We start from the raw sequence: 22,660 nt of genomic DNA on the forward strand, positions 1-22,660 counted from the left end.
TGGCTATTTAACGTTGCCCTGATAGACTCCCAGCACACCCGCTACCCTGGTGTTATCCGCTTTCGTTCAGTGGCGCAGAGGCCCTTATGGGAAAAACGGGAGGAAAAGGGCTTTCTCTGGCCAGGAGGCTCTACACATCGCGAACCCTGGGCCTGGTGCTTGGGTTGTTGTGCGTCGGCGCGGCGATGTATCCACTCGATCCGGCGCCGTGGGTGTGGGGGCTGATGGTATTCAATGGCGTGCTTTGGCCGCATGTCGCCTATCAATGGGCGCGTCGGGCGAAGGTTCCCTTTCACGCCGAACATCGCAACATCCTGGTCGACGCCTGCCTGGGCGGATTCTGGGTCGCGGCGATGCACTTCAATCCACTGGCGAGCGCAGCGACTCTTTCGATGATGGCCATGAATAACGTGGCCATTGGCGGATTGCGTTTCCTGCTGGTGGGAACGGTCGCGCAGATTCTCGGCATCGGTGTCGGCATGCTGGTGTTCACACCGACCTTCATCGCGCAAACCAGTCCGTTGCAGCTTTATGCCTGTTTGCCTCTGCTGATCGTGTACCCACTGGCGCTGGGCTGGATCTGCTTTCGGCAGGCCACCACCCTCGGCCGGCACAAACGTGAACTGCTGGCCCTGAGCCGCACCGACAGCCTCACCGGCCTGCTGAACCACGGGGCCTGGAAGGATCAGCTGGAAGTTGAATTCCAGCGTTGCCAGCGCCAGCAACAGGGCGGCGCGATTGCGCTGATCGACATCGATCATTTCAAAGCCATCAATGACACCTACGGCCACGTCGCCGGGGATATTGTGTTGCGTCAGCTGAGCAAAATGCTCAAGCAGAACTTGCGGGCAACTGACGTGGCGGGGCGTTATGGCGGTGATGAATTCTGCGTTTTACTGCCGGACTTGCCCCTCGACAGCGCCGCGGCCGCCATGGATGCCTTGCGTGATCGCTTCGTCACGTTAGGTTACGAGCAGACCCCGGCGCTCAACGTCAGCCTGAGCATTGGTCTTGCAGCATTCAGCCCGGCCCACACCGACGCTACCCTGTGGCTCAAAGACGCCGATCAAGCGCTCTACGAAGCCAAGACCACCGGCCGCAACCGCGTGATCTGCCGCATTGGCGGCCAGTCCGAGCACGAACTGCTCGACCCGGTCTGATATTCACCGTAGATCCCCCTGTGGGAGCGAGCCTGCTCGCGATGGCGGCAGTTCATTCAATATCAATGCAAGCTGACCCACCGTCATCGCGAGCAGGCTCACTCCCACAAGGGGATTGCGGCGTGGCAGGTCTATGGGTGTCGCATTCGGTCTAGAGCCTTGCGCCGTAGTCAGGTAGGGTGTTTTTGACCCCCGACACGAAACAAGGACCGATTCATGACGCTCAAGCTCCCTCGCTCTCTGCTGGCCACTAGCCTTGGCCTGACCCTCGCCCTCGGCGTTTTGGCCCCTGCAGCCTTCGCCGAACCGCACAAACAAGTCCTCGCCGATTCCGAGCAATACAAGGCTGAAGCCCTGAAACTCCTGGAACGGCTGGTGAACATCGACTCCGGTTCCGGCTATGAGCCCGGCCTGACACAAGTGCGCGACATCGCCATCGATGAGCTGAAAAAGCTCGGTGCCACCATCGAACTCGTGCCGAACACGCCGGACAAGAGCAGCCATGTGATCGCCACGCTCAAAGGCACCGGCAAGGCAAAAATCCTGCTGATGGCGCACATGGACACCGTGTTCAAGGAAGGCTCGGCCGCCGAGCGCCCGTTCCACATCAAGGATGGCCGCGCCTATGGGCCGGGCGTGATGGATGACAAGGGCGGCATCGTTGCCGGGATCTATGCGCTGAAAGTTCTGAAGAATCTCGACTTCAAGGACTATGCGCAGATCACTTTCCTGCTCGACGCCAGTGAGGAGACCGGCTCGGACATCGCCACCGACCTGATCAAGAAAACCGCCAAGACCCACGACGTAACCCTCAACCTTGAACCGGGCCGCCCGGCGGATGGCCTGGTGGTGTGGCGCAAAGGCAGCGCCACCGCCGTGGTCGAAGTCAAAGGCAAAGCGGCTCATGCCGGTGTCGCGCCGGAGCTGGGGCGCAACGCGGCGATGGAAGCCGCGCACCAGATTTTGCAGCTCGGCAAACTGGGCGACGAAGCGAAGAAAACCACCATCAACTTCACCGTGCTCAAGGCCGGCGACCGCACAAACGTGATTCCAGACCAGGCCACCGCCAAGGCGGACGTGCGGGCGGCGGTGCCGGAAGAGTTTGACCGGATCGAGAAGGACCTGGCGCGGGTGTCCCAGGACAAGCTGATTGCGGATACCCAAGTCACGACCACGCTCCAACGCGGCCTGCCACCGATGCCGCAGACGGCGGAATCGGATCGACTGATGGCAATGGCGCAAGGGATTTACGGTGAGATCGGTCGCAAGTTGACCGAAGAAGGCAGTGGCGGGGCGGCGGACGCCAGTCTATCGGCCGGTGTGGGCACGCCGACGCTGGACGGGTTCGGAATTGTGGGCGGCAATATCCATACGCCCGAGGAGTACGCGGAGGTCGAAAGCGTGGCTCCGCGGATTTATCTGTTGTCGCGGATGATTATGGAGTTGGCCAAGCACTGATTCATGCCGCTGATCGTTCCCACGTCGAGGCGTCGAACCGTCTGCGTGGGAATGCAGCCCGGGACGCTCCGCGTCCCTTCCAAAGCCGAACGCGGAGCGTCCGTTGAGGCATTCCCACGCAGAGCGTGGGAACGATCATTTATCTCCATACGGCCGAAGGATTACGCGGAGGTCGACGGATTTACCTGTAGTCGAGGACGATTATGGAGTTGGCCAGCACTGATTCACGCCACTGATCGTTCCCACGCTCTGCGTGGGAATGCAGCCCGGGACGCTCCGCGTCCCTTCCAGAGCCGAACGCGGAGCGTCCGTTGAGGCATTCCCACGCAGACGGTTCGACGCCTCGACGTGGGAACGATCGACTTGTGGCGCACAACTTTCCAAGACGTTTCCTACAACGTACCCTGTTGCCGCGTTTCGGTATCGACCCCTATAGTTCGGGCTCGCGGAAAACTCTGCGAACGACCTTGGCCGGTCGGATACAGGAACGCCAGCTACCAAATACCGTTCAGGCGATTTATGTCTGAAAAATCGTGTTATGGCGGCTGTGCGTGGGACACCTCCGGGTGTGCCGGATTCCTGTGACCGGTCGGCCAACCCGCGTACGGCTGCCACCTTTTCGCTTGGCCGCGAATGGTGGTTGCTTTAACTACAGGAGTTTCATCTATGTTCGACCAAGTCATGCCGCGCTACCTCCCCATCGACACCTACGACGCCGAAAACCCGGTGCTCTTCATCAATACCCACAAAGAACTCAGCGACCTCGCCGCCTGCGCGGCGCATCGTTTCACCGTTGTTCGCGATCTGGCGGACACCTTGTCCACTCTGGGTCTCAAAGGCATTTCCGACTGTGATTTGACGCGAGTGACGAGCGCCGTGCATCTGTTGATGCGCGAGGGCTGTGCGATTCTGGATGTGATTCAGGCGCGGGCGTTGCAGCGGGAGGAGGGGTTCAAAGCCGCCGTTTAGCGGTGTGACATCTGGCCCCATCGCGGGCAAGCCCGCTCCCACAGGGGATTTTTAGTGGACACATTATTTGTGTACGCCATCGATCAATGTGGGAGCGGGCTTGCCCGCGAAGGGGCCATTGCAATCACTACAACAATACCTGCTAAACCGTTATTCCTTCACACTCATAAACTCTTCCGCCCAACGAATATATTCCTCGGGCTGCGTATAAGTATGAGTCAGCTCGGTGGCGCTCAAATCCGCCGCCTGTGTGAAGATCTGCCGCTGCTCGCGCAAGCTGTCGTAAGTCGCCTTGATCGCCGCAAAGTACGCACCGTGACCGTCGATGGTCACCCGCACACCCAGTTCAGCCAGGCGTTTGTCATCGCGCAGCGCCGGGTTGCCGTAAGTGACCAGCATCAACGGTACGCTCAGGTGCTCGGCAATTTGTTCGAGGTGATCGAAGTCACGCACGCCGACCATGCAAATACCGTCGGCACCGGCTTTCTGGTACTGCTGGGTGCGGCTGATGACTTCCTGTACAGGCAGTATCCCGGCATTGGTGCGCGCAATGATTGCCATCTCTGTATCGACCCGCGCTTCCAAGGCTGCGCGAATCTTGCCGACGCCTTCCGCGACCCCGATCAGGTCGGTGGATTTGCGGCCGAATTGTGCCGGCAGCAGGGTGTCTTCGATGGTCAGCGCAGCGATGCCGGCGCGTTCGAGTTCGACGATGGTACGCATCACGTTGAGTGCGTTGCCGTAGCCGTGGTCGGCGTCGGCGATCACCGGTAATTGCGCCACACGGCCAATGCGCGTGGCCTGTTCGGCGAACTCGCTGAGGGTGATCAAGGCGAAGTCAGGGGCGCCCAGCACCTGCAATGACGCAACCGATCCCCCCAGGATGCCCACTTCAAAACCCAGGTCAGCGGCAATGCGGGCCGACATCGGGTCGAAGACCGACGCCGTGTGATAGCAAGCGTTGGACGCAAACAGCTCGCGAAAGCTACGGCGCAAATCTTGATGAGAGAGCCTGGACATATGAGTTCCACCAATACAAAGGAATGGAAAGGCTTGAGCAAAGGTGTCAACGCCGAAGGAACAAAAGGCTATCACGCGGGGGAGGTGAAGATGATGACGAATTTTGCACTGACTTGAGTCAATTGATCAGCGCCTTAACGTCGAAGCCAAAAAAGGCCGCAGACCTTGTCAGTCTGCAGCCTCGGTGGAGCGTTTAACGAAAGCGATTTAGCCGTGTGCTGGCACGCTCCAGATTTTCTTGATTTCGTGGATATTGCCTACGTTATAGCGAGGCATGAAACTGGCGCACGGAGATAGTGCAGTGGTCTTGACCGGTGTATTGATCACGTTGGTGGCAGCGTGCATCAGAGGAGTTTGGTTCCATTGGGTCATAGGCTTGTTCATACGGTTGTTCCTTTTTTATTTATGGGTGCAGGTATAACTACCCGCGTTCGAGCATTGACAGTGTTTCTTCATAGAAAGCTGTTTCGTGCATGGCAATGCCGGGATAAGTCGGCACATAGTTCTCGTCGAAGCACCAGGCTTCTTCTGTTTTAACGGACCGTTGAGGATGAATAAGCAAACTCAACGAGGCGGACATCGTTTTAGGTGGAAGCTGCTTATGCACGTCGTACAGTGGGCGCATGTGCAGGATTTCCCCTGGCGCCAGTTTGAGTACTCTTTCTTCGCCAAGAAGTGGTCTTCTTCCGACTCTGATGGGGGCATCAAGGATTTCTCGTGTAACAGTCGTATACCCGTCTCCGCTGTAACCCACTGCATAAATTTCAAAGTCGTGGGTGTGGTTCAGGTCATAGATGAACGTTTCACTTTCATCTTTCGATGAGACCGGAGACCAAAACCCCAATCGGACAGTAAACAGGTCGTTGTAATGCAATACAAAGGCATAAGCGTTGTAGAGACTGTTTCGCGTGCTGAAACCTTCTTGTTGAATAACGGTGTAAAGATGTTCACTCAATAATGTACGGTTAGTCGCGAGTTGGCGCAGGTCTTCCATGATCTTGGGCTTGTCTCGGTCCAGATCGTAAGACGTCATGCGCTCAATAAACGTATTGAGTTTCATGCTGCTTCACTCTGTTGGTCGAGCAAGACGTTCAGGTGGTTGTTTTGCAGGTTTCTCAGCAAAGGCACGTAATCCAGTGCGGCCTGCTGGTCCGTTTGCTGAATGGTCTGAAAGGCCTTCCAGGCAACAGCGGGGTGGTAGTGATAAATCAATTCTTCGGCCACCTTACGTGCCTCTGGATCCTGTGCAGTCTCCAGCAACTCAAGGCTTTCCAGATAGCGTGCGGCGCTATCGTCGTGGGGGAACCAGGCGATCTTGTCCAATGAGGCGCGGTCAAACACGCCTATGTCTGCGCTTCGGTCTGGCAGGTTGATGCTGCCGATGAACGCCTCATGTCCATGGCCTGTCGGATTGCTGTCGAACAGGACCTTTGTGCCGTCGATGAACAGCGGATTGTCGGCGTCGACGATGATCCATTGTCCCAGCGTCAACTTGTCGTCCTGTATTTCATAAAGCTGGACCGGGAATGACTGATTATTGATAGCGAAAAGAATACTGTTTCCCGGAACGGTATAAAGCAGTTCCGAGGCACCGGCGTTGTCAGGTGCCTTGAGGCCGATATTGCCATCGCCATTACAGTGCAATATCAGTGTTCTGGTATGGATGTTTGTTGACTTCATGATCTCTGCACTTCTAGAGGTTTGCTGAGTGTGTGCAGTGTTTTTGTTCAACTGATTGGCGAGCCTTTCGATGTGTCTGGTGATGTCCAGGGCTTCAAGGCTTTTTATGATTTGGCTTGGCGATAGGCCTTTGTCTAAAAGTGTCTCGATCATGAAGTGGCCTGCTTTGCTGGATTTTAAAGTGGGACGTATCAAGAAATAGAGTGGTTCAACTATGCCAGTTATTTGTGGGCTGTCGCATGGTTGATTCTGTGGGTGTAGTTGTTGTGTGTTTTAAGTATGGTGATGACAGTGATTGAAGGCAAATCGTTAGTTGTTAGTTGATGTTGTGAGTTGTTATTGGATGTTTTGGAAGGGTGTAACAAGTCACGCAGAACACTTCGATAGTTAATGGAAGTGCCCAGCGATCAGGTTAGCGAGTGCCACGCGGCCATGCCTTCAAACCGGGTTGAATCACGCTGCAACAGCCTGCTGCTGTTGCTTGCGCAGCAACACGGCACGTACCGAGTCGCCGGGTTGCAGTTGCAGGCGTTTGGCCGTGAGGCGGTCGACGATCAGGCTGTTGCCCACCCGTCTGGCCTGGGCGGCGGTGATGCGGCAGTTTTCCAGGCGACGATTGTGGATCAGCCACACCGGCGCCTGCTCGTCCGGCGTACCGATGGTCAACAGCAGTGGCTGGCTGTCGCGTACGGTGCGGATTTTCGCGATCGGGGCTTCGATCACCGGGCCGGCATCGAAGATGTCGATGTACCCCTGGTGGGCAAACCCTTCGGCGCAGAGGATCTTCATCGCCGGTTCGGTGTTGGGGTGCGCCTTGCCAATGACGGCCTGGGCCTGTTCGGTGAGCAGGCAGGTGTAGAGCGGTTGGCGGGGCATCAGTTCGGCGATGAACGATTTGCTGCCCAGGCCCGACAGATGATCGGCGTGGCTGAAATCCATCTTGAAGAAATGCCGGCCCAGGCTGTCCCAGAACGGGGAGCAGCCATGTTCATCGGCGCTGCCACGCAGTTCGGCGATGAGCTTGTCACCGAACAGGTGTGGGAACTCGGCAACAAACAGCAAGCGTGCCAGCGATAGCAATCGGCCGTTACTGCCGTGGCGTTGATCGTGTCGCAGGAACAGCGAGCAGATTTCCGATTGGCCGGTCATTTCGTTGTTCAGGAACAGCGTCGGAATCTGCCGCTGGATACCCAGGTCCGGCGACGAACTGACCGTCAGCCCGACCCGATAGTTGTACCAGGGCTCACGCAGGCCGACGGCGCCGGCCAAGGCGCTGATACCGACCACTTGCTGATCGTCGTCTTCAAGGACGAACAAATAATCGGCATCCGCACGCTCGACCTGTTCGGCGAAGGTCCGTTGGGCCCAGCGGACCCGATGCGCCAGGCGTTCCTCGTTGGCCGGCAGGGTGGTGAACCCGGGGCCGGCCTGTTGCACCAGATCCATCAAGGCGGGCAGGTCGGTGACGCGAACCGGGCGGACGATCATGATGCAGCTCCTTCTTCGCGCCTGCTCGGGCGCTGTCGTTGGCCACGCGGGCGAGTGAGGCTCACAGGGCGATCAGCCGGATCGGGCTGCCCTCGGTCACGTTCAGCGCGGCGCACATCGGCGCGCTCAATTGCACCGGTTGTCCGGCCAGGACATCCAGCTCGGCGACGATGGCCCGATAGTCCTTCAGCGAATCGTTGCTCACCAGATAACTGCCGCGTGCATCAACATTCGAACCGGTTTGCACCACGCCGGTCTGGCTCTGGGCGATGGAAAGGACGTTCGAGGTGCGCGCATACAGGGTCGGGCCACCGTCGAAAAGATCGATGTAGCTGTTGGTTTCAAAGCCTTCGCGCTCAAGGATATCGAAGGCTTCCTGGCCATCGGGGTGGATGCGGCCAATGCACGCCTGCGCTGCTTGCGGCAGCATTGGCACGTAGATCGGGTATTGCGGCATCAACTCGGCAAGAAAGGTCCGGCTCTCCAGACCGCAAAGCCGTTCGGCCTCGGCATAAGGCAGGTCAAAGAAGTGCTTGCCCACCGCATCCCAGAACGGCGATTGCCCTTCATCGGTGCTGAAGCCGACAATTTCGGTGATCACTGTGTCGGCAAAGCGCTGCGCATGGGCGGCAATGAACAGCAGTCGGGCCCGCGACAGCAACTCTGAAAAAGCGGTTCGCACCAGCGCGGCGTCGATGTGAAAGCCGCGCAGCAACGTGTGGCCGTTGAGGTCGTGACATAACGACAGCGCCGGCACGCCATGCTCGATGTTCAGTTCCCGGGAAGCGCTGGTGAAGTGGCGATTGCGCAGGCTGTAGAACGGCTCGTTAAAACCGGCGGTGGCCAGGATTTCCGAGCAGCCCACCAGCCGTTGGGCCTGCAGATCCTCGAGCACGAAGAAATAATTCTCCGGGCCATGTGCCGCAATGTCTTTGTCGAACGAGGCGCAGGAATCGAGAATCCTCATGCGCAGGCGTTCGGTGTCGTCCGGCAGGGACGTGACGCCGACCAGGCTGTCGCGCGCCAGTTGCTGCAACTGGGGCAGGTCGGTTAGTTCGACTGGGCGTAAGACCAGCATGGACGCACTCCTGTATCAAAGGGTTCAGCGGTTGGCACCGAACCTGACTATCACTGTCAATTTCCACGCGTTAAAGCGGCGATCGCCTGAATTCTTGTCAGACGCCGCCCTTTTTCTTGTCAGCCGTTGCTCGGATCAGGCAACGCTGTGTTGACGCCGAGCTTGTTCAGGAAAAACAGGTACACCAGACCCAAGGCAATCCAGATCAAGCCGAGTTTTTGTGCATCGACGCCCATGTTGTACATGATGGCCGCGACGATGATGAAGCCAACGACCGGGCAGATCAGGTGGCGAATCACCTGACCAGACTTTTGCCGACGCCAGTAATAATTGATGACGGTCAGGTGCAGCAACATGAATCCGCTCAGTGCGCCAAAGTTCACCAGCGAGGTGAGGGTGTCCACTGCGTTGATGAACAGGTAGCAGATCACCAGCGACAACAGCGCCACCAGATAGATACTCAGGTAAGGGGTGTTGTGTTTGGGATGGACCCTGGCCAGTACTTTCGGCAGCTTGCCGTCTCGGGCCATACCGAATAACAGGCGCGAAACCGCCGCTTGCGAAGTGATTGCCACTGCTACACCCCAGGCCAGGGCCGTGGCCACGCCGGTCAGGGTCGCCAGCCAACTGCCGGCAGCCAGTTCGGCGATTTCATAGAACGCGGTGTCCGCCGAGGTGAAGCCCATGCCGGCGGCCAGGTCCGTGGCAATCCAGGTCTGCACGATAAAGATCACGCCCATCACGAACAGCGTGATCAACGCAGCCTTGCCGACGCTGCGGCCCGGGTCAGTCTTGATTTCTTCAGCGAGGGTGGAGATCGCATCGAATCCGAGGAACGACAGCACCGCAATCGACACGGCTTGCATCAGCAGGGCGAATTTGAACGTCTCGGGGTTGTACACCGGCGCCAGGGTCAACTGGCCGTGGCCGCCGTCGTTGTGCAGGGCATTCCAGGCGTAGAACAGGAAAATCCCCAGCACCACGAGTTGCGCGAGCAGAAAGAGGATGTTTAGGCGCGCGGTGAAGGTGATGCCGCGCAGGTTGACGAAGGTCGCACTGACCAGAAAGGCGAGGATGAAGCCAACCTTGGGAATGTCCGGGTAAAGATGATTCAGTGCCATGGCCGCGTAAACGTAGAGCAGCGGCGGAATCAGCAGGTAATCGAGCAACATCAGCCAGCCGGCGATAAACCCGACGTGCGGGTTAAGGCCGCGTTGTGCGTAGGAATACACCGAGCCGGCTACCGGAAAGGCCCGCGCCATGCTGCCGTAACTCAGCGCCGTGAACAGCATCGCCAACATGCCGATGAGGTAGGCCAGCGGCACCATCCCCGGTGCTTCGGCGTTGACGTAGCCATACACGCCAAAGGGCGCGATGGGGATCATGAAGATCATCCCGTACACCACCAGGTCGGTCAGCGTCAGGCTACGTTTCAACTCTTGCTTGTAGCCGAATTCTTCTATTTCCATAAGACCCTTCTCCTTGGGATGAACGCAGCTGCACGCTGCGGGTTTGACGCTATTCCTTTACAACAACGGCCGCAGGTAATCGGCCCATCGATCGATGGCTTCTGGTGTGCGCAGCAGGTCGTTGCGCACCTCGATCAGCACCGCTTCCAGTCCTCTTGCATCGCCGTGGACCGGCACGGTCATGTCGCCCAGCGGGTTGATCTTGTACGGCTCATTACCGGCCACCTTCAAGGGATGTTGGCTCAGTCCGTCAAGCAATCGTTGGGCGTAGCCCGTGGCTTCGCCAAACAGCACGCCAGCTTCCAGCGTGCGCGGCTGGCCGTGGTAAACCGGGGTGAAGCTGTGGATGCCCACGATTCGAACCGGCCGGCGTTGGGCCAGACGCTGGTCGATCAGGATTTGCAGCCGGTCATGAAAGGGTTTGAACAGGCATTCGCGACGATATTCGCGGGTCGCTTCATCCAGATCTTGATTGCCTGGAATGTGATAAATCTCGCTCTTCGCCGGAATACTATCCGGGGCACCGAGAGGCCGGTTCAGGTCGATCAGCAGTCGCGAGTAATTGGCGGCCAGCAAGGTGGCGCCCAGCGCTTCGGACAAGCGCTCGGCCAGCGCCAGGGCACCGATGTCCCAGGCGATATGCTCACGAGCCGCTTCGTGACTCAGGCCAAGGTCCGTTAACCCGGACGGGATGAAACGACTGGCGTGTTCGCACACCAGCAACAGCGGGTGCTCGGAGGCTTCCCGATGCAGGGTGTAGGCGGGCTCGGTAAACAGACCGAGTTCAGCGGATTCAGTAGAGGCGCGCATAGTGCTCACAGCATTCGGCGGGCGACAGCTGTTCCGTCAGCGTCAGCTCCTGGGTTTTTAGGGCGAACCAGGTGTCCAGTAACGCGTTCGGCAGGTTTTCGATCAGTGCCTCGCTGTTGCGCAGGCAGTCCAGTGCCTGGGCAAGGGACGCGGGCAGGGCGACGATGCCGCGAGCGTGGCGTTGTTCTTCGTTGAGGGAGTCGGGCACTTCATCGGTGATCGCATTCAGGGCCAGGCGCTGCTCGATGCCCAGGCGGCCGGCGATCAGTAGCGCGGCCATCGCCAGGTGCGGCGAAGCCGTGGCGTCCATTGCGCGAAATTCCAGGTTGAATTGCGCCGCCGGCGATTTACCGCCGAGGCTGACGGTCGGGCAAATCCGCAGCGCCGCTTCGCGGTTTTGCTGGCCGAGGCAAGCGTACGACGCGCTCCAGTGATGCGGCTGTAAACGCTGGTAAGACACCGGCGTCGGCGCGGTAAAGGCGCAAAGTGCCGGCAAATAATGCAGGACGCCGGCGGCCCAGTGCTGGCCGAGGGTCGACAGGCCGTTGGTGGTGCCGGCGTCGTACAAGAGCGGTTGGCCGTCCAGGTCCAGCAGGCTGACATGCAGGTGTACGCCGTTGCACACTGCCTGCTCTGACGTCTTGGGGGCGAAGCTCACGTCCAGGCCCATCTGCCGGGCGATCTCGCGGGTGATTTCACGCACGTTTACCGCGCGGTCGGCGGCGGCCACGCCGAGGGTCGGGCGGCAGGTGATTTCGTATTGATGCTTGCCGTATTCGGGCAGGAACATTTCCGGTTCGACGCCGCCTGCGCGCAAGGCACTGAGCAGCCAGCCACCGAACTCGGCGCCTTGACGCTGGGCCTCAAGGGAGAATGCCAAGTGTTCAGCCGCGCCTGTGTCCAGGTTGAATTCATGTTCGAACGCGGCGTTGACCTGCACGCCCAGCTCGGCGCGATAACGTTCCACTTCATTGCGCAACACGGTCCGTGGGCAGGCGCCCCACGGACGCCCATCGGTTTCGCGAAGGTCGCCGTGGATGAAATCCAGCGCCGGGGCCCTGGCATCCGGGCCATTGTTGACTGTCACGCGGCTGCTCAAATCGGGAATCAGCCGCAAGTCGCCATACGCGCCCCACGGGTTGGTGGCGGCGATGATGTCTTGCGGGGTCAGGGCGCTGTTGGCCGGCACCCAGCCGCAGCCCGCCACCCGGTAGTGTTCAAGTTCGTCGGTGGGAAACGAGCGACCGCGCGTCACGCCGATCAGGTCGGTGGTGACGAGGGTGGTCATCGGCAGCGGCGACAGGCGTTCGCTCATGGTTGCAGCTCCTGCAACCGGCCGAGCACGGTCTGGGTGTCGGTGATCCAGCAGTAACCCTTGATTGCGTTCAGGCAGGCTTGATGCCGTTGTGGCGTGTAGGTCGCGCAGGCATCTTCCACCAGCGTTACCAGGTAGCCACGGTCCGCGGCGTCACGCACGGCCATGTCCACGCATTGGTCGGTGACGATGCCGGCGATGATCAGGTGCCGGGTTTCGAGATTGCGCAGCACGTAATCGATGTTGGTGGAGTTGAAGACCCCGGATGAGGTCTTGGGCAGGACGATTTCGTTCTCGGTCGGTGTCAGGTCTTCGATGATGCGCGCTTGCTCGCTGCCCTTGGGCAAGTGCATGTCCGAGAGCTTGTGGTCGAGCGAGCGATCGCGGCCATCGGCGGTCAGGCTCTCGATGATCGTGTGCAGCACGTTTTGCCGTGCGCAGCGAAAGGCGCTGAGCAGCCGGCGTTGGTTGGGCACCACCTGCATGTGCGTGCGCGTCAGGAAATATTCAGCGTCCGGCCCGTTGAGGTGCGGGTCGAACTGCGGCTCGAGCCAGGCCCGCTGCATGTCCACCAGTAACAGTGCGGTGTGGTCGGCAGTGAACGGCAAGTCCCTGGGTGAATGGTGGGGGAGCGTAAACATCCTTATTTTTCCTCCAGCAAGTGGGTGTCGAATTCGCTGCGCAGCGCGTCGATGCCTTCCAGACGATCGGCCAGGTCCGGGCTGCGCAAGGTCAGGCAGGCGATCAGCGCCTCGACCTGAGCCAGTGCCGGGACGAAGGTGTCAAACGCTGACACTGATTCCACCGGCGCACTGATGATCAGGTCCGCCATCTCGCGCAAGGGTGAAGCATAGATGTCGGTGAACAGCACCACTCGCGCATAGCGATTCTTGGCGGCGCTCGCCACCCGCAGCGCTTGAGACTCGTAGCGGCGATAGTCGAACACCAGCACCACGTCCTGACGCTGCACGTCGAACAGTCGGTCCGGCAACTGCGCGTTGTCTTCCAGGGCGAAACAGCCGGGTCGCAGCAGGCGTAAATGGTTGAGCAGGTATTGGGCGAGGAAACTGCTGAAACGCCCGCCGAAGCAATGCACTTGATGACGAGTGTCGAGCAGCCACTCCAGCAGAATCCGTACATCTTCGGGCTGGGTCAGCGCATGGGTTTCCACCAGCGCCCGATGGCTGTCCGCCAGATACTGGCTCCAGACGTCGCCTTTTTGCAGATGAGAACGCGGCTGTAACTGTGCGCTGGGAGACCGCAAGCGATGGTCCATGTCGCTGAGCAATGCCTCCTGGAAATCGGCATAACCGCTGAACCCGAGTTTTTTCACCAGCCGCACGATGGTCGGATCGCTGACACCGGCATGTTCGGCCAGGCGCGACATCGGGCCGAGCCCATTACGCGGATACTGGTCCAGCAAGGCACGGATGACCTTGCGTTCCGATGGCGTCAGTTCCAGGCCAGGATCGGTGATCAGGTCTCTAAGAGAGGGCATCCGGGCTCCTTGCTGGATGAGGTGTCGGTTTCGTTTCATAAATTGCTAAAACAGTATTTATGTAGCGCTCTCTACATGTCTAGTGAATTTTCCCGTGGTTTTTTAACGCCCCGAAATGGGGCGAAAACCGCGTGCGCCGTGGGCTACACGGAAGTCGACTGAGTGTGTAGTCCATCGCCCTTAAAGTTGTCAGAGATTGCCGAAATGCAACGATCAGCTCAGGCGGTGAGTGTGCGGCGCCGGACGAAACGAAACGCCCTGGATCGCACGTCTTGCGGCACAATTGAACAAATACCCACGGCGTCGAGCCGTTCTTCGTTACATCGACAGGGTGATTATCCGTGCAGGCGACCCGTTTGACCCTGATGTGCCACGCTCGAACCGTCGCACAAAAATTAGCGATCTTTCCTACGAACGAACCCCTGGAAACGGAGTGGATATCGGCGAGGGGAACGCGCTGTCGCTCGTTCAAGGGAACGCCGCGTCTGCTCTGTGCGCCGGAGTTGCGGACGCAGCAGACGGCCGAGCTGTTTGGCGACAACGTTGAAATTGTCCCGGCGCTGAGGGATTGCGACTTCGGACGCTGGAAAGGTGTACGGATTGACGACCTGCAAAAAACCGAACCCGAGGCACTTGAAGCGTGGCTCGATGACCCGGCCTCGGCACCGCATGGCGGTGAGTCGGTGGCGCAACTCGGTACGCGTGTGGCGCAGTGGCTCCAGTCCCTGGAGGCCACACCGGGGCATATCGTTGCGATCACCCATCCCTTTGTCATTCGCGCGGCATTGACGCAAGTGCTGCAGGCAGCGGCCTTCAACCTGATCGACGTTGAACCGTTGTCGACCGTCGAGTTGCGGTTCACCGGCCGCTGGCGATTGCGCTTGCTCGGCACAGATACCGAAGGAGCACGTTGATGAAAAAGCTGCTGGTCATCGGCATCGGCGCCGGCAACCCCGACTACATCACGATGCAGGCCGTGAAGGCGCTGAACCTGGTCGACGTGTTTTTCCTGATGGACAAGGGCCCGGCCAAAGACAAACTGATCGACCTGCGTCGGGAGATCTGCGAGCGCTACATCACTGACCGCGACTACCGTTTCGTCGAAGCCCTCAGCCCGGAGCGCGAGCTTGGGGAAGTGGACTACACGAGCAGCGTGGACGATCTGAATCTTGCCAAGCAAATGACCTTCGAACGGCTGATCAATGAGCAAATGGCCGACGATCAGTGTGCAGGTTTCCTGGTGTGGGGCGATCCAGCGCTGTACGACAGCACGATTCGGATATTGCAGGCGATTCTGGCCTCGGGCCGTTGCGTATTCGAGTTTGAAGTGATCCCCGGCATCACCAGCGTTCAGGCGCTGGCGGCGCAGCATAAAGTGCCGCTCAATCGCATTGGCCAATCGATTGAAGTCACCACCGGCCGGCGGCTTGCGGCAGGGCAGGTGAGCGATGCCGACAGCCTGGTGGTGATGCTCGATGCACAGGATGCCTACCATCAGGTGGCCGATCAGGAGACCGAGATTTACTGGGGAGCTTACTTGGGGACGCCGGATGAGATCTTGATCAGTGGCAAGCTCAAGGATGTGGCGGATGAGATTGAACGGGTGCGCAAGGCAGCGCGGCTGGCCAATGGCTGGATTATGGATACCTATCTTTTGCGCAAGCCTTGAAGGTGTTGGTGTCTGCTCGCGATGAGGGCCTCAAAAACGCCTCAAAAAACGGCCTTGCCCCCACGCCCAAACCGCTCCCGATACACCGACGGCGGCACGCCCACCACCCCGCGAAACGCCACCCGAAAACTTTCCACCGACCGATACCCGCACTGCTCGGCAATCTGATCGGTGTTCTGCCCGGTGCTCTCCAGCAACTCCCGCGCCCGCGCCAGCCGCTCATGCTGCAGCCACGCTTTGGGCGGCATGCCCGTGGCTTCAGTAAACCGGCGCAGAAAGGTGCGTTCGCTCATCGCCGCCTCGCTGGCCAGTTCGCGAACTTCCAGCGGTTCGTGCAAACGCTCGCGTGCCCATTGCATGACGCGTGACAAATCGCTGCGCGGCGTCGGGCTGACCGGTGTGGGAATGAATTGCGCCTGACCGCCGGTACGCTGCGGCGACATCACCAGTCGCCGAGCCACCGAGTTCGCCACCTGCGTGCCGAAATCCCGCGCAACCAGGTGCAGGCACGCATCAATCCCCGCCGCGCTGCCGGCCGAGGTGATCAGTTGACCGGAATCGACGTAAAGCACGTCCGGGTCCACCAGGATGTTTGGAAAACGCTCGGCCAGCTCCGTGGTGTAACGCCAATGCGTGGTGGCGCTGTGGCCGTCGAGCAAACCGGTCGCCGCCAGCACAAACACGCCAGAGCAGATCGACAGCAACCGCGCCCCGCGTGCGTGGGCCTGGCGCAGGGCCACGAGCACGTGTTCAGGCACCGCTGCCTGGCGGTCGCGCCAACCGGGAATGATGATCGTGCGGGCGTCTTCGAGCAGTTCCATGCCGCCATCGGCCAGCACCTGAATGCCGCCCATGGCGCGCATCGGGCCCTGGTCCACGGCGACGATACGGTGCTCGTACCAAGGAAAATCAAACTCCGGCCGCGCCAGGCCAAAGATCTCCACGGCGATGCCGAATTCGAACGTACAGAGGCCGTCGTAGGCCAGAATCGCGACCAATCCAGGGGCAGGCAGCATTTGGCGGAAAGTTCCCGGTGAGTGTCTTGTGCGCCACTGTAGCGGCAAGTGTCGGGCGGATAAAGTCCTCTCACACCCACTGAGACTTTGGAGTACAGCCCATGACCAGCCTGGTCCGCGAGATCCCCGCCGCCCCGTCGGCCATTGCCCTGATGCATTTCAGCAACCGCCTGACCTTTGAAACCGATTGTTCCGACGTCTTTGCGAGCCAGCAGGCCGGCGAGGTGGATTTTGTCCTTGTGGACGTGCGCGGACCGCTGGCGTTCGAGCGTGGGCATGTGCCAGGCGCGATCAACATTGCGGGACGATTGCTGACCGCCGAGCGCCTGGCGGATTACCCGAAATCCACTTTGTTTGTGGTCTATTGCGCCGGGCCGCACTGTAACGGTGTCCACAAGGCCGCGGTGAAACTGGCGGCGTTGGGTTACCCGGTCAAGGAAATGATCGGCGGCGTGACCGGGTGGCTGGATGAAGGGTTGGCGTTGAGCGTTGCGGTACAACGCCTGGCCACCGAAGCCGTGAAGTGTGAGTGCTGATCAACCGTGACGAGTCGCTGACGAAGCCGCCCACCACCCATCCAGCGTCGCCTGCAACCACTCGAACACGGCTGCATGGGCGGCGCTGTCCTGTGTTTCCCGAGGCAGCGGCGATTCATCGCCAAAATGCGCATTGAGCGTCGTTACCGACTCGGCATTCCACTCAGGATGAAACTGCAACCCCACCCGGGTCTGACCCACGCGATACATCTGCTGCACGCATCGATCGCTGCTGGCCAGCAATTGTGCGTCGGGCGGCAGGTCGATCGCATCTTCGTGCCACTCCAGCACCTTCAGCACCTGGCCATCGATGAACGTCACCGGCGTCCAGCCAGTCTCGCTGCGGTCCATGCGCCGCACGTCCCCGCCCAGACTCAGCGCCAACAACTGCGCTCCCAGGCAAATCGCGAACACTGCCGCGCCCTGATCCAGGCTCGCCATTAGCCACTGGCGCTCGGCCTCCAGCCATGCCGGCCCGGCGTTGGATTCATAAGGCCCGCCCAGCACAATCACGGGCGCCGCACTCGCCGGCGGCAGTTCCCCCAAGTCGGCGCGGAATACCTTGAGCAGGATGTCCCGGGACTTGGCCCAGTCGGCAATGGCACCGGGGCCTTCGGCGGGGTGGTGCTGGATCAGATTCAACGTGGGCATCAGCGCTCTCTGTGGTTTTTGTGTGTGGCTTTTGTCTGAAACAAAGGTTTGTCCTACAGTCTTTGCACCGCCTTAGCGCAGGCTTCAAGTGACATGAATCCAGGCGCTGTTTTTCTGTAAGTATTTGTCGCTTAAACACAATTTGCCCGCGCGAAGCCACTCTAGACTGCCGGCCACTTCGGTTTTCACTGACCGAAAGATGCTAATCGAACGCTGCCAATAAAGTCTCCGCACACAGGAGTTATAAATGAAGAAGCTAGTGATGTTCGGTGCCCTGGCACTGTCGATGTTGTCCCTGACCGCTGTGGCCGAAGACGCCAAGCCGATCCGCATCGGTATTGAAGCCGGTTACCCGCCATTCTCGATGAAAACCCCTGACGGCAAACTCACCGGTTTCGACGTGGATATCGGCGACGCGCTGTGTGAGCAGATGAAAGTGAAGTGCACCTGGGTCGAGCAAGAATTCGACGGTCTGATCCCGGCGCTGAAAGTGAAGAAAATCGACGCGATCCTGTCGTCCATGACCATCACTGACGACCGCAAGAAGAACGTCGATTTCACCATCAAGTACTACCACACCCCGGCGCGCTTCGTGATGAAGGCCGGCACCGACATCAAAGACCCGCTGACCGAGCTCAAAGGCAAGAAAGTCGGCGTGCTGCGTGCCAGTACCCACGACCGTTTCGCCACCGAAGTACTGGTGCCGGCCGGCATCGAGCTGGTGCGTTATGGCTCACAGCAGGAAGCCAACCTGGACATGGTCTCTGGCCGCGTTGACGCGCTGCTGGCCGACTCGGTCAACCTGGACGACGGTTTCCTGAAAACCGACGCCGGTAAAGGCTTTGCCTTCGTTGGCCCGACCTACGAAGACGCCAAGTACTTCGGCGGCGGCGCCGGTATTGCGGTGCGTAAAGGTGATAAAGAACTGGCGGACAAATTCAACACCGCCATCACCGAAATCCGCGCCAACGGCAAGTACAAGCAAGTGCAGGACAAGTACTTCGCGTTTGACGTTTACGGCCAGTAATCACACCGTTTGAAAAAGTGGCAACCGTTGACGCGGTTGCCACTTTTTTTCGCTTTCACTATTGAAATGAGATCCCTGTGGGAGTGAGCCTGCTCGCGATAGCGGAGTATCAGTCAAGCATTCATTGTCTGATACTCCGCTATCGCGAGCAGGCTCACTCCCACAGGTGATTTTCGTCGTTCAGGCTATTCAGGAGTTCCCCATGCAACGCATCGACCATTCATTGCCCTGGAGCCACCTGGGCACCGAGCGCACCCTCAGCGTGTTTCGTTACGGCGCGGGCGCTCGCAAGGTCTACATCCAGGCCAGCCTGCACGCCGATGAACTGCCGGGCATGCGCACGGCATGGGAGCTGAAAAAGCGCCTGACCGAACTCGAAGCCCAGGGCCAGTTGCAGGGCGTGATCGAACTGGTGCCGGTGGCCAATCCGATTGGCCTCGATCAGCATCTGCAAGGCAGCCACATGGGCCGCTTTGAACTGGGCAGCGGCAAGAACTTCAACCGCTCCTTCGTGGAACTCAGCGGCCCAGTGGCGGCGTTGATCGGCGATCAGTTGGGGCACGATGCGCAAGCCAACATTGCGTTGATTCGCCAAGCCATGGGTCAGGTCCTTGACGGCTTGCCAGCACCGGCCTCGCAACTGGAAGCCATGCACCGCTTGCTGCTGCGTCACGCGTGCGATGCCGACATCACCCTGGATCTGCATTGCGATTTCGATGCGGCAATTCACCTCTATGCCTTGCCGCAACACTGGCCGCAGTGGCAGTCCCTGGCGGCGCGTCTGAAGGCCAGCGTGGCGTTGCTCTGTGAAGATTCCGGCGGCAGTTCATTCGATGAGTCCTGTTCCTCGCCGTGGTTGCGCCTGGCGCGGGTCTTTCCCGAGGCGAACATTCCGCCGGCGAACCTGGCGACCACGCTGGAACTGGGCAGTATGGGCGACACCCAGGTCGATCAGGCCCAGGCCAATTGCGAGGCGATTCTCGGTTTCCTCGCCGAGCAGGGTTTCATCCAGGGCGCCTGGCCGGCGGCACCGAGCGAATGCTGTGAGGGCATGCCGTTCGAGGGCACTGAGTACCTGTTCGCGCCGCATCACGGGGTGGTGAGTTTCCTGCGTGATTCGGGTGAATGGGTAGAGCAGGGCGATGCGCTGTTTGAAGTGGTCGATCCGCTGAATGATCGCGTGACCACCGTGCGCGCCGGCACCAGTGGCGTGTTGTTCGCGATTGATCGTGGACGGTATACGCAGCCGGGGACGTGGCAGGCGAAAGTGGCGGGGCGGGAGCCGATTCGGGTTGGCAAGTTGATTAACGACTGATTCGATCGTTCCCACGCTCTGCGTGGGAATGCCTCAACGGACGCTCCGCGTTCGGCTTCTGGGACGCGGAGCGTCCCGGGCTGCATTCCCACGCAGAGCGTGGGAACGATCATCAAACACCTGACATCCTTCACGGTGTTAGGCTCTGCCCCGAATCCTGCGCGCTGTGAAGGAAGGTTTATGTTGAAGATTCTCGCTCTGCTGACGCTGCTGGCATCCGCCACCGTCCAGGCTCAAACCCCGCTGCTCAACGATCTGCCGCTCAAGTACCTGGAGCAGGCCAACCCCGAATCCCGCCATCAGCCCCTGGTGATTTTTCTCCACGGTTACGGCAGTAACGAGCAGGACCTGTTCGGCATAAAGGATGAGTTGCCGGCACAGTACAACTTTCTGTCGGTTCAGGCGCCAGTGAGGCTGGATGAAGACAGTTATCAGTGGTTTCGCAAGAAAGGCGAAGGCGCCTACAACGGTGAAACCGATGACTTGAAGACCAGCGCCAAGGTGCTGCTGGATTTCATCGCCCAGGCGGCGAAGAAATATCAGACCGAACCCGACAAGGTGTTCCTCGTCGGTTTCAGTCAGGGGGCAATCATGTCCTATGAGCTGGCGTTGCGTCATCCCGAGGCCGTGGGCGGGATTGCCGCGCTGAGCGGGCGGATTCTGCCGGTGCTCAAATCCGAGCTCAAACCGGATGAAAAACGCCAGAAGCTGGCGATTTTCATTGGTCATGGCACCGCGGACAAACGCCTGCCCTACAAAGACGGCACCGACGCCGACAGCCTGTTGCAGCGCCTGTCACTCAAGCCTGAGTTCCATGGCTACGAAGGTCTCGGCCACAATATCAATGAGGCCGAGCTTGCAGATTTGAACTCATGGTTAAAGCGTCTCAACCCCTGACCTTACTTGCCGGAGACGATCTGCTTGACCAGCGTTTCGTGGCCGGCATTGTCGCTCAGACGGGAAATCACCTGAACGATTGCCATGCGGGTGTTGGACGCGGCCATCACCGTGGTGTCGAGGGTCTTGCCGCCGCCTTGGGTGGCGGTGCTGTCGATCTGCCGCAGACCCAACCCGGTGCCTTTCTGGGTCAGGCTTTTTTCGCTGAGCTTGGTGAAGTCCGGCAGCGCATGGGCTTGCTCGGTGGCGAAGTCGGACGCGGCGGAGTCGAGAAACTGACTGTCGTTGTCTTTGACATTGGCGCCGCCGGGGATGGTGTTTTCAGCGGCGATCACCACGGTTTTCGTGGCCTGGTTGGTGTACATGGTGCCGGTGGCCCCAGCGGTCCCGGCGGCTGCATCGCCGGCGGGCAGCGGGTTGGCGATGAAACCCTTGGGCAGGCTGAACTTGAACTTGCCGCCGAGCATCGAGACCTCTTGGGCAGGCGCTTTATCGCTGGCGGTGGCCTTGGCGGCATGGGCATTCAACGCCCCAAGGCTGGCGGCCGCGGTCAACAACAGGACAACGGCTTTTTTACTCAACAATGACATTCGAAAACTCCAGGGATGGTCGCGCTTAGCCGGCGATCATCCCATGGAGGCTGTTATGCATTCCACTCCCTGCGGTCAGGTGGGGTAGCTTTACTCGTTCGGAATGATCGAACGTGTTGCGCTGACCTTTTCTGTTGATCGCGTCGTGGCGATCACCGCCCCGGCGATAATCAATATCGCCGGAACGATCAGGATCGGTCCGGCCTGGCTGCGGCCTGTGGCGATCAGCAATAAGGTCGAGATCAGCGGCGCCAGGTAGGACAGCGCTCCCAGCGTCGCCAGACTGCCGTGTTTGGTGGCGTGGTCCCAGGCAAGAAATGCCATGCCCACCGGCCCGAGGCCAAGCACAACGATGGCGGCCCATTGGTTGAAATCGGGCCTTACCGTGGTTTCGAACGCCAGGTGACAGATCAGGCCGCAGACTGCCGACAAGCCGCAAATCCCGCCGATGATGCTGCTCGGCACTTCGCTGAACCGTCGATTGATCACCGAATACCCGGCCCAGATCAGCGCACAGCCAAACGCTGCGAGGTAACCGGCCACCGGCATCGCCGCCCCCGTCACCGGGGTGTGTTGTTGCATGATGAACGCGGTGCCGGCCAGACCGAGCAGGGCGCCGAGCATTTGCCGCTTTTGCAGCTTTTCTCCAGCGGCGAACGCCGAGAGCAACACCAGCAACAGCGGCCACAGATAATTGATCAGGCTGGCTTCGGCGGCGGGCGCGGCTTTGAGTGCGAAAAAATACAGCCCGTGATAAACGAAAATGCCGACGAAACCGGTTGCCCACACGGCCCACGGTTGTCGCCAGCTACTGAAACCGGCGATGCCGCGTCGACCGAGGATCACCAGGCTTGCCGCAAACGCTATCCCGAAACTCAGCGTCAGCAGTTCAAACGGTGGAATGCCTTCGGTGAGGGTGGTCAACAGCGCCAGGCAGGACCAGAGCGCTATCGCGATCACGCCAATGGTTGTGGCGGTTTGGGAACGGCGGGCGAGGGGCGTTGCGCAGCTCAT

The 22,660-nt window shown here is 59.7% G+C and carries 24 protein-coding genes; 9 read left to right on the forward strand and 15 right to left on the reverse strand.

The window, feature by feature from the left end; all coding sequences use genetic code 11:
* The first annotated feature begins 86 nt into the window (after nt 1-86).
* The 3 genes from HNR03_RS14305 to HNR03_RS14315 all read left to right on the forward strand — a co-directional run bounded on the left by HNR03_RS14305 (nt 87) and on the right by HNR03_RS14315 (nt 3,587).
* Nucleotides 87-1,160 (forward strand): diguanylate cyclase, encoded by a 1,074-nt coding sequence (locus HNR03_RS14305; protein WP_259154228.1) that lies wholly within the window; start codon nt 87-89, stop codon nt 1,158-1,160.
* A 216-nt stretch (nt 1,161-1,376) separates the two neighbouring features.
* Complete coding sequence (locus HNR03_RS14310) at nt 1,377-2,618, forward strand: M20/M25/M40 family metallo-hydrolase (protein ID WP_222585975.1); 1,242 nt, start codon at nt 1,377-1,379, stop codon at nt 2,616-2,618.
* A gap of 666 nt (nt 2,619-3,284) precedes the next feature.
* Nucleotides 3,285-3,587, forward strand: a complete 303-nt coding sequence (locus HNR03_RS14315; protein WP_259154229.1) for a hypothetical protein — start codon at nt 3,285-3,287, stop codon at nt 3,585-3,587.
* Between the two features lie 150 nt (nt 3,588-3,737).
* Here the strand turns inward: HNR03_RS14315 and HNR03_RS14320 are convergent, their stop codons facing one another.
* From HNR03_RS14320 to HNR03_RS14370, 11 genes are all read right to left on the reverse strand, one after another.
* The gene (locus HNR03_RS14320; protein WP_222585976.1) at nt 3,738-4,607 is read right to left on the reverse strand and encodes an oxaloacetate decarboxylase; all 870 of its coding nucleotides are present in this window, start codon (nt 4,605-4,607) and stop codon (nt 3,738-3,740) included.
* A 207-nt stretch (nt 4,608-4,814) separates the two neighbouring features.
* Entirely contained in the window at nt 4,815-4,991 is a 177-nt protein-coding gene (locus HNR03_RS14325; RefSeq protein ID WP_222585977.1) for a hypothetical protein, read from the reverse strand.
* 37 nt (nt 4,992-5,028) lie between these two features.
* The gene (locus HNR03_RS14330; RefSeq protein WP_259154230.1) at nt 5,029-5,667 is read right to left on the reverse strand and encodes a transposase; all 639 of its coding nucleotides are present in this window, start codon (nt 5,665-5,667) and stop codon (nt 5,029-5,031) included.
* Nucleotides 5,664-6,440 (reverse strand): hypothetical protein, encoded by a 777-nt coding sequence (locus HNR03_RS14335; RefSeq protein WP_259154231.1) that lies wholly within the window; start codon nt 6,438-6,440, stop codon nt 5,664-5,666. Before HNR03_RS14335 ends, HNR03_RS14330 begins: the two co-directional genes overlap by 4 nt.
* 300 nt (nt 6,441-6,740) lie before the next feature.
* Nucleotides 6,741-7,775, reverse strand: coding sequence for an arginine N-succinyltransferase (astA, locus tag HNR03_RS14340; RefSeq protein ID WP_259154232.1), 1,035 nt, complete (start codon nt 7,773-7,775; stop codon nt 6,741-6,743).
* Between the two features lie 61 nt (nt 7,776-7,836).
* The gene (locus HNR03_RS14345) at nt 7,837-8,853 is read right to left on the reverse strand and encodes an arginine N-succinyltransferase (RefSeq protein WP_259154233.1); all 1,017 of its coding nucleotides are present in this window, start codon (nt 8,851-8,853) and stop codon (nt 7,837-7,839) included.
* 119 nt (nt 8,854-8,972) lie between these two features.
* Nucleotides 8,973-10,322 (reverse strand): APC family permease, encoded by a 1,350-nt coding sequence (locus HNR03_RS14350; protein ID WP_259154234.1) that lies wholly within the window; start codon nt 10,320-10,322, stop codon nt 8,973-8,975.
* A 57-nt stretch (nt 10,323-10,379) separates the two neighbouring features.
* Nucleotides 10,380-11,132: an N-formylglutamate amidohydrolase gene (locus HNR03_RS14355; RefSeq protein ID WP_259154236.1), complete on the reverse strand. Its 753-nt coding sequence runs from the start codon at nt 11,130-11,132 to the stop codon at nt 10,380-10,382.
* Nucleotides 11,116-12,447, reverse strand: a complete 1,332-nt coding sequence (locus HNR03_RS14360) for a glutamine synthetase family protein (protein WP_259154237.1) — start codon at nt 12,445-12,447, stop codon at nt 11,116-11,118. The genes HNR03_RS14355 and HNR03_RS14360 overlap by 17 nt, the downstream gene beginning before the upstream one ends.
* Nucleotides 12,444-13,088, reverse strand: coding sequence for an isochorismatase family cysteine hydrolase (locus HNR03_RS14365; protein WP_222585984.1), 645 nt, complete (start codon nt 13,086-13,088; stop codon nt 12,444-12,446). Before HNR03_RS14365 ends, HNR03_RS14360 begins: the two co-directional genes overlap by 4 nt.
* 2 nt (nt 13,089-13,090) lie before the next feature.
* The gene (locus HNR03_RS14370; RefSeq protein WP_259154239.1) at nt 13,091-13,945 is read right to left on the reverse strand and encodes a MurR/RpiR family transcriptional regulator; all 855 of its coding nucleotides are present in this window, start codon (nt 13,943-13,945) and stop codon (nt 13,091-13,093) included.
* 341 nt (nt 13,946-14,286) lie between these two features.
* Here HNR03_RS14370 and HNR03_RS14375 point away from each other — a divergent pair, with 341 nt between their 5' ends.
* Both HNR03_RS14375 and cobF read left to right on the forward strand, forming a co-directional pair.
* Complete coding sequence (locus HNR03_RS14375; RefSeq protein ID WP_259154241.1) at nt 14,287-14,859, forward strand: histidine phosphatase family protein; 573 nt, start codon at nt 14,287-14,289, stop codon at nt 14,857-14,859.
* Nucleotides 14,859-15,614: a precorrin-6A synthase (deacetylating) gene (gene cobF, locus HNR03_RS14380; protein WP_259154242.1), complete on the forward strand. Its 756-nt coding sequence runs from the start codon at nt 14,859-14,861 to the stop codon at nt 15,612-15,614. The genes HNR03_RS14375 and cobF overlap by 1 nt, the downstream gene beginning before the upstream one ends.
* Before the next feature lie 41 nt (nt 15,615-15,655).
* Here cobF and ftrA read toward each other — a convergent pair whose 3' ends face one another.
* Nucleotides 15,656-16,630, reverse strand: coding sequence for a transcriptional regulator FtrA (gene ftrA, locus HNR03_RS14385; protein WP_259154244.1), 975 nt, complete (start codon nt 16,628-16,630; stop codon nt 15,656-15,658).
* Nucleotides 16,631-16,731: 101 nt separating this feature from the next.
* On the opposite strand from ftrA, the gene HNR03_RS14390 reads away from it, so the two are divergent.
* Entirely contained in the window at nt 16,732-17,166 is a 435-nt protein-coding gene (locus HNR03_RS14390) for a rhodanese-like domain-containing protein (protein ID WP_259154246.1), read from the forward strand.
* On the opposite strand, the gene HNR03_RS14395 is transcribed toward HNR03_RS14390, so the two are convergent.
* Nucleotides 17,167-17,817, reverse strand: a complete 651-nt coding sequence (locus HNR03_RS14395; RefSeq protein ID WP_259154248.1) for a type 1 glutamine amidotransferase — start codon at nt 17,815-17,817, stop codon at nt 17,167-17,169.
* 247 nt (nt 17,818-18,064) lie between these two features.
* On the opposite strand from HNR03_RS14395, the gene HNR03_RS14400 reads away from it, so the two are divergent.
* From HNR03_RS14400 to HNR03_RS14410, 3 genes are all read left to right on the forward strand, one after another.
* A complete protein-coding gene (locus HNR03_RS14400) occupies nt 18,065-18,844 on the forward strand; it encodes an ABC transporter substrate-binding protein (RefSeq protein ID WP_208667786.1) in 780 nt (259 codons plus the stop codon).
* Between the two features lie 202 nt (nt 18,845-19,046).
* Nucleotides 19,047-20,159, forward strand: a complete 1,113-nt coding sequence (locus HNR03_RS14405; RefSeq protein WP_259154251.1) for a succinylglutamate desuccinylase/aspartoacylase family protein — start codon at nt 19,047-19,049, stop codon at nt 20,157-20,159.
* 180 nt (nt 20,160-20,339) lie between these two features.
* The gene (locus tag HNR03_RS14410; protein WP_259154252.1) at nt 20,340-21,056 is read left to right on the forward strand and encodes an alpha/beta hydrolase; all 717 of its coding nucleotides are present in this window, start codon (nt 20,340-20,342) and stop codon (nt 21,054-21,056) included.
* 2 nt (nt 21,057-21,058) lie between these two features.
* Here HNR03_RS14410 and HNR03_RS14415 read toward each other — a convergent pair whose 3' ends face one another.
* Nucleotides 21,059-21,646 carry a hypothetical protein gene (locus HNR03_RS14415; protein WP_090182818.1) on the reverse strand — a complete coding sequence of 196 codons (588 nt, stop codon included), beginning with the start codon at nt 21,644-21,646 and terminating at the stop codon, nt 21,059-21,061.
* A 90-nt stretch (nt 21,647-21,736) separates the two neighbouring features.
* Nucleotides 21,737-22,660 carry a DMT family transporter gene (locus HNR03_RS14420; RefSeq protein ID WP_259154253.1) on the reverse strand — a complete coding sequence of 308 codons (924 nt, stop codon included), beginning with the start codon at nt 22,658-22,660 and terminating at the stop codon, nt 21,737-21,739.

This window comes from Pseudomonas sp. JAI111, from assembly GCF_024809425.1.
Taxonomy (GTDB): Bacteria; Pseudomonadota; Gammaproteobacteria; order Pseudomonadales; family Pseudomonadaceae; genus Aquipseudomonas.